The organism is Acrocarpospora phusangensis (assembly GCF_016862995.1).
Taxonomy (GTDB): Bacteria; Actinomycetota; Actinomycetes; order Streptosporangiales; family Streptosporangiaceae; genus Acrocarpospora; species Acrocarpospora phusangensis.
On the sequence record NZ_BOOA01000017.1, the window covers coordinates 119,381 to 126,550 of the forward strand.

Below are 7,170 nucleotides of genomic sequence, written 5' to 3' on the forward strand. Positions count from 1 at the left end.
GTCTTATCGGAGTTATATCCGACCGGAAGCCATGTCCATGAGCCGGACCAGAACCTGCCCCCCGGACACCCGTACGCCGTCGTGCTCCCACTCGTTGGTGACCCAGGTACGCACGTTGCCCACCCGCCGGGCCGTCTCCAGCGAGAGCTCCGCGTCCACGTACATGTCGTCGTGGTAGACGGCCGCGAAGACGGGGACCTCGTTGGCGGCGAGCCGTACCGGATCGTAGAGGGGCGGCCAGCCGGTCCGGGCGGCGAGCCGGTCGGCGGCGGGCTTGAAGGGGCGCAGCGCCCGGATGTCGTCGAACATCCAGGGATAGATCATTTCCCCGGTGAAGGCGGGGACGGCGGCGTCCTCGGCGAACTCGGCGGGGAGCAGGCGGGCGGCGGACCAGGCGGTGGCCGGGCCCTGGGAGTAGATGGACTCGTGCAGGACCGCGTAGAGCGGGTTGTCCGCGAAGCTCGTCTCGGTCAGGCACTGCTGGAGGAAGCCGTCGGTGAGGCCCTCGTCGAGCAGCCAGTGCAGGCGTTGCGCGCCGTCGCCGGTGCCGAGCATCATGCCGAGCGTCTGGAAGCGGCGCACGGTGAGACGGTCCCCGTCGGGCAGCCGTACGTCGCGGGTGCGGAGTTCGCCGACGATGGCTTCGATCCTGGCGACGTCGCCGGGGAACCGCGCCAGGTAGCGGCGGTATTTGTCCAGTACGCGGGGATACGTACGCGCGTAGACGTCGTCGGCCGTCGCGTCCAGACCGGCCAGTCCGCCCGTGACGAAACACCTGCGCAGACCCTCGGGAGCCTGGGAGAGGTACGTCAGCGTGATGAAACCGCCGTAACTCTGGCCGAGCGTGTCCCACGGACCGGCGCCGAGCCGCCGCCGGATCAGCTCCGCGTCGGCGACGATCGCGTCCGCCCGGAAGTGGTGCAACTGGTCGGCCAGGTCGCGCCGCCGCCCGGTGACGGGAGTGCTGCGGCCGGTGCCGCGCTGGTCCAGCAGGAGCACCCGGTGGGTGCGCAGGGCGTGCCCGAGCCATCCGTCCGCCGAGGTGGGACGGGGGGACTTGCCGCCGGGACCGCCCTGCAGGAACAGCAGCCACGGCAGGTCCTCGCCGCGCCGGGCCGGGTCCACCGCCTCGCGCGCGAACACCTCGATCGCCTGGCCGCCCGGGTTGCCGTGGTCGAGCGGGACGGTGAACGTGTGGTCGGTGAGCGCGACACCCGGGAGCAGAACGGTCATTGCGCCAAGGTACCCGTTAGCGGAGGTCAACCCTGCTGTAAGCGGACTGGCCCAAAATCGGGGACATGACGCTCTCTCCCACCGTCTCTCCCACCGCCTCCCGCCTGGCGAAGGCGGCCGCCGCCGTCGCCGTGGTCAGCCTTGCCCTGCTGGGCTGCGGCCCGGCCGCCACCACCCCCAGCGCCGACGAAGCCGCCCCCGAGGTGGTCAGCGTCGCCAGCCAGGACCCGACGGAAGCCGCCCAGCCCGAAGCCTCCACCGAACCCACTGAAACCACGCAACCCGCCGAGGAGGCCGCGGCCGGCGCCACCGTCCAGCCCGGCGGCACCCTCGTCGACGGCAGCGTCGTCTCCGCCGAGCTCACCCGAGCCGGCCAGAAAGACGTGTACGTCATAGACCTGGGCGAAGCCCGCGAGTTCTACGTAGCCGACATGAACGGCACCACCGACATGCAGTTCCAGGCCTTCGCCGACGTCGACGACGAACCGGTCGGCCTGCCCAACCTCAGCCTCTCCTTCGGCACCTGGGTCTTCAAGCTCACCAAGGCCGGCACCCACCGCCTGGAGGTCTGGGGAAACAACAACACCATCGGCAAGTACGGCTTCCGCATCGCCACCGTCAAACCCCGCAGCTTCCCGGTCGCCATCGGCATGAAGATCGGGGAAGGGAGCCCGGCCGGAGCGGGCCGCCTGGACGTCTCCGGGCGCATCGACCGGTTCGAGTTCGACTCCGACGGCGCGACCGCCGTCAAGGTGGTCGGCGGCGCGGGCGCGTGCACGGCCATCCAGCTGGAGCTGGTGGACGCGGCGCAGGCCGACATCGCCAACGCCCGGCAGCCGGTCCCGCTCTGCGGCGACTTCGACATGCCGCTCTCCAACGGCGACGGCAAGTACGCGCTGATCGTGCGATCCAACACGGCGAAGACGGGCGCGTACGCGTTCGAGCTGGTCCGGGGCGGCTGAGACGGTCAGGATCGGCGGCGCAGCTCCCCCCGGTAGGTGAGGGAGCCGCCGCCCTCCTGACGCTCGTACAGCAGCGTGTCGCCGCCCGCGAACGTGAGGGTGATGTCCCCGCCCACGCACGTGCCCACCTGCTCCATGGTGAGGTCGATCGCCTTCCCCCGGTTCCTGGTGACCCGCAGCGCCTGCTTGCACCCGTCCGTGACCGCGAGCCCGGCACGATCGCCCTCCGCCAGGGCGATCGTGACGCTGTAGATCACCTTCCGGCGGTCCTGGGAGACGACGTCTCCCGCCCACGTCCCCGCGAAGCCCGCGGTCACGACGCTCCCCACGGCGGACGGCTGCTCCGGCCCGGGAGTCTCCGGCGCGGTCGCGCCCGTCTCTCCGTCACCCGATCCCGCGCCCGCGTTGTCCACCTCAGCCGCGTCCACCTCAGCCGCGTCCGGGTGGGCGGCTCCCGGATCGCGGGTCTGCTCACTCAACGCCGGCCCAGGGGATTCCCCGGAGCCGCCGGGGATGCCCTGGACGACCAGGAAGGCGGCCACGGCGACCGCCGCCAGCGCACCCGCCAGCACGGCGATCCCCCGCGGGAACGGCCGCCGCGCCGCACCCGGCGCCGTCGTGTCGGGCGTGACCGGACGCGGCAGCGGGGCCGTCGGACCGGGCCAGGCCGTCCCTGCGGATCGTGGGGTCACCGCCGCGCGACCCGGCCCGGCCATGGCCGGCACCCCGGGATCCACCAGGCGGATCATCAGCTCCTTCGCGGTCGGCCGCTGCCCGGGATCCTTCGCCAGGCAGTCCCGCAGCACCGGCAGGAGGCGCTCCGGCACCCCGTCCAGGTCCGGCGGCGAGCTCAGGATGCGGTGGAACACGGCCGCGATCGTGTCGTGCCCGAACGGCGCCCGCCCGTTCGCCGCGAACACCATCGTCGCCGCCCACGCGAACACGTCCGCCGCGGCCGACGCCTGCACGCCCCGCAACTGCTCCGGCGCCATGTACGGCGGCGTCCCCGCCAGCACCGACGGCGCGGTCTCCGCGTCCAGCGGGCGCGCGATCCCGAAGTCGACCACCCGGGGGCCGTCCGGACCGAGCAGCACGTTGCCCGGCTTGAAGTCCCGGTGCACGATCCCGGCGGCGTGGATGGCGGCGAGCGCCGAGGCCGTGCCGACCGCCAGCCGGTCCAGGTCGCCGTCCCGGAGCGGACCGCCCGTCCTGACCCTCTCGTGCAGCGAGGGGCCGGGCACGAACTCGCTCACCACGTAAGGTTCCGGGCGGTCCAGCTCGGCGGCCAGGACGCGGGCCGTGCAGAACGGGGCGACGCTGCGGGCCGACTCCAGCTCCCGGGCCAGCCGCCGCCGCGTCACCGGATCCGTGCCGCCCTTGAGCACCTTGATCGCGACCCGGTCGCCCGCGGGCGACCAGCCCTCGTACACGATGCCCTGGCCGCCTTCCCCGAGCCGCGCGACGACCTCGAACTCGCCCAGCTTGCGCGGGTCGGCGGGCTCCAGTGGCCCTGCGCTCATGCGGATCCTCCTGCGGGTACGGCCCACCCACCGTAACCTGCTCCGGCCATGCTCACGCCGGTGGTCAGTAGATCCCCGCCGCCCGCCCGGCGCTCCCGGTCCCGCCCCTGGCGGCATCCAGATTGCCCCGTACGGCACCGCTCAGCAGCGACGAGTCCGTCCCCACCGTGATCATGGTGAAGCCCTGCTCCGCGTAGCGCGCGGCCTCCTCGCCGCTGCCGCAGTGGATGCCCGCCGCGATCCCGTTCTCCAGGCAGACGGTCCTGATCCCGTCGACGACCTCGGTGAAGCGCGGGTCCGGCGGCGTATGGCCGGGCCGCAGGCCGAGCGAGAGGGAAAGATCGCTGGGGCCGATGTACAGCGCGTCCACGCCCGGCACGGCCGCGATCTCGCGCACGTTCCCGATCCCGTCGGCCGTCTCGATCATGAGGATGCACGCCTGGTCGGCCAGCGTCTCGGGGTCGGTGCCGCCCAGGACCCCGCCGGTCCGTACGGGCCCCCAGGAGCGGTCGCCGTGCGGCGGGAAACGGAACGCCCGCGCGGCCCTGGCCGCCTCCTCGGCGTTGCCGACCATGGGGACCACCACGCCCCGGGCGCCCGCGTCCAGGACCTGCATGATGCGGTTGGGCTCGTTCCAGTTGACCCGCGCGACGGGGATCGAGCCCCCCGCCTCGACGGCCTGCATCATCGTCACCCCGGCGGCGAGGTCGATCAGGCCGTGCTGGAAGTCCAGGCAGCAGTAGTCGGGGCCCTGCCGGGCGATCAGCTCGGCGGAGACGGAACCGGGCACCGTGCACCAGACTCCGTAGGTCACCTCTCCGGCCCGCCAGCGCCGGATCAACGGGTTGTCGCTCATCGTTCTCCTCACGTGTCCCACGGGAAGTACATCCGAAAGTGGGCCCGGGGTCCTAATTGGGACACTCTGGGTAATTGCCGGGGGAGCACGCGGAGCGGTCCTACAGCCGTTAGAGCGCTGTCATACCCGTTCGGTTTGCAGCGAATAGGTGACATTTCTACTCCGGTGACAAGCTGGCGAGTAGGTGAGACCTTCGTATGAGTACACGGCGTTAGATGGATCTCCGCGCCGAGTGCCGTAGGAGGGGGCTATTTCGGTGAGCGACTGGACTGTTCCCGGATATCGGGAAATAAGGGAACTCGGCGTCGGGGGAAGTGGACGGGTCGTCCTGGCGACCTATGAGTCCACGGGCGCGTTCGTGGCGATCAAGTATCTGAGCGAACGGCTGCGCGTCGACCCCGAATTCCTGGCGGGCTTCCAGCGCGAGGCCCGGCTGATGGTGGAACTCCAGGACGCCAACATCGTCAAACTCTACGAATACGTGCAGTCCCCGTACGGCGACGCCGCCATCGTGATGGAGCTGGTGGACGGCGTCCCGCTCCGGCGCATCCTGGCCGAGCACGGCACCACCAGCCCGGAGGCGGCGCTGGTCGTGCTCAAGGGCTCCCTGCTCGGCCTGTCCAGCGCGCACGCGCAGGGCATCGTGCACCGCGACTACAAGCCCGAGAACGTGCTCATCCAGGCCGACGGCACCAGCAAGCTGGCCGACTTCGGGATCGCCACGCACAGCGGGGAGGCGGGGGTTCCGTCGGGGACGCCGTCGTACATGGCGCCCGAGCAGTGGGCCGCCAGCCCGGCCAGCCCGGCCACCGACGTGTACGCGGCGACCTGCGTGTTCTTCGAGTGCCTGACGGGGCGCAAGCCGTACCGGGCCGACCATCTGGCGGGGTTACGGCACCAGCACCAGCACGCGCCGATCCCGACCATGGAGGTGCCGTCGTCGGTGCGCGCCCTGGTCGGCAGGGGCATGGCGAAGAACCCGATGGACCGGCCGCCGACCGCGCGCGCCTTCGTCGCCGACCTGGAGGCGGCGGCCGTCGCCGCGTACGGCACCGACTGGGAGGAGCGCGGCAGGCGGCACCTGGCCGAACTGGCGACGCTGCTGGCGCTGCTGTTCCCGCTGGCGCGGCCGGCCTCGCCCCCGCAGGTGGGGACCTCGCTGGCGCGGACCGTGCTGTCGGACCGGCTCGGGCACTTCGCGCCGCGGTTCGCCATCGGCGGGTCGCTGGTGGCCGCGCTGGTGATCGCCGTGCTGGTCGCCTCCAACGGGGCGACGCCGGTGTCGGAGGGCACCACGCTGCGCCCGCCGCAGAGCCAGTCGGCCGAGCCGGCCCCGCCCACCGTGGAGCCGACCGAGGAGGCCACCGATCCGGTCGAGCCGACCACCGAGAGCGTGACGGATCCGACGGACGAGGCCACCGAGACCCCGATCGCGCAGCCGCCGGCTCCCCCCACGACCACGCCCACCGCGGCGCCCCCGGTGACGCCCACGGTGACCGCGACGGCCACGGTCACGCCCGCGCCGCTGAAGGTGACCGGGCTGGCGATCTCGTCCTTCGACGGGCAGTCGGCCTCGCTGCGGGTACGGGCGTCGGCCGCCCGGCGGGTGTCATTACGGGTGATCTTCGCGGAGGGGCCGGACACCGGCCATCTGGTCGCGCGTCCCGCGCAGATCATTCCGCTCGCGGGGGCGACGACGTACACGCCGGTGGTGCAGGACGCGTTCACCGCGCCCGCCTGCGGCAAGTCCGTCTACCGCAGGATCACCATCGCGACCGCGCCGAAGGCCGGCCCGGTGAGCAAGACGACGCAGGTCAAGGGCCCGGCCTGCCCGCCGCCTGCCGTGCAGAGCGTGACGATCTCCAGCTGGGACGGCAAGGCCGCCGGCCTGGAGGTCAAGACCGACGGCCCGGGACCGGCCAAGGTGACGGCGGTCTTCGCCCGGGACGGCAAGCCGGTGCAGACCAAGTCTGCGAACATCTCCGGCAAGACGACGTACCCGTTGAACGTCACGGGTGATCTGGGCGAGGTCGACTGCGACAAGACGGCCGAGTTCAGCGTCACCGTCAGCACGGCTCCGGCCGCCGCGAACGGCGCGCAGACCAAGACCGTACGGGTGCCGGGGCCGAAGTGCGCGCCCCCGGCGGTCTCCATCGGCAGCTGGAACGGGACGACGGGCGTGGTCAACGTGACGTCGGGCTCGACCGGGCAGATCTCGCTGGCGGTGGTGATCACCGCCACGATCACCTACAACGGCCGGACGCTGCCGCCGTTCACGTCCAATCAGGACGCGACGCTGTCGGGCGACACCCGCTACAGCCGGAGTTTCTCGGCCTCCTTCAAGCAGCCCAACTGCGACTTCACCGACGTACGGACGATCAAGGTGACCGCCTCTCCCGGCGGCGACAGCGCGACCAGCACGTTCACCATCAACGGCCCGAAGTGCCCGGATCCCGAGCCCGAGGACACCCCCACGGCCGGCGGCGACGGGCCGATCATCCGCTGACTTACGGAAACACCCTGATCAGCGACACCCGGACCGGAGAAACGCAAACGGCCGATCATCCGCCGATCTGCGGGAACAGCCGGGTGAGCGGTG

At 72.0% G+C, this 7,170-nt stretch carries 5 protein-coding genes; 2 read left to right on the plus strand and 3 right to left on the minus strand.

Annotated elements, in window-relative coordinates; genetic code table 11:
- Nucleotides 1–12: 12 nt before the first annotated feature.
- On the minus strand, nt 13–1,233 hold the full coding sequence (locus tag Aph01nite_RS13075; RefSeq protein ID WP_204041106.1) for an alpha/beta fold hydrolase: 1,221 nt from the start codon (nt 1,231–1,233) through the stop codon (nt 13–15).
- Nucleotides 1,234–1,298: 65 nt separating this feature from the next.
- Here Aph01nite_RS13075 and Aph01nite_RS13080 point away from each other — a divergent pair, with 65 nt between their 5' ends.
- Entirely contained in the window at nt 1,299–2,195 is an 897-nt protein-coding gene (locus tag Aph01nite_RS13080; RefSeq protein ID WP_204041107.1) for a hypothetical protein, read from the plus strand.
- Nucleotides 2,196–2,200: 5 nt separating this feature from the next.
- Here Aph01nite_RS13080 and Aph01nite_RS13085 read toward each other — a convergent pair whose 3' ends face one another.
- Together Aph01nite_RS13085 and Aph01nite_RS13090 are read right to left on the minus strand one after the other, a co-directional pair.
- Nucleotides 2,201–3,715 (minus strand): serine/threonine protein kinase, encoded by a 1,515-nt coding sequence (locus tag Aph01nite_RS13085; protein ID WP_204041108.1) that lies wholly within the window; start codon nt 3,713–3,715, stop codon nt 2,201–2,203.
- Nucleotides 3,716–3,779: 64 nt separating this feature from the next.
- Entirely contained in the window at nt 3,780–4,571 is a 792-nt protein-coding gene (locus tag Aph01nite_RS13090; protein ID WP_204041109.1) for an HpcH/HpaI aldolase family protein, read from the minus strand.
- Between the two features lie 256 nt (nt 4,572–4,827).
- Here Aph01nite_RS13090 and Aph01nite_RS13095 point away from each other — a divergent pair, with 256 nt between their 5' ends.
- Nucleotides 4,828–7,077: a serine/threonine protein kinase gene (locus Aph01nite_RS13095; protein WP_204041110.1), complete on the plus strand. Its 2,250-nt coding sequence runs from the start codon at nt 4,828–4,830 to the stop codon at nt 7,075–7,077.
- Nucleotides 7,078–7,170: the final 93 nt, after the last annotated feature.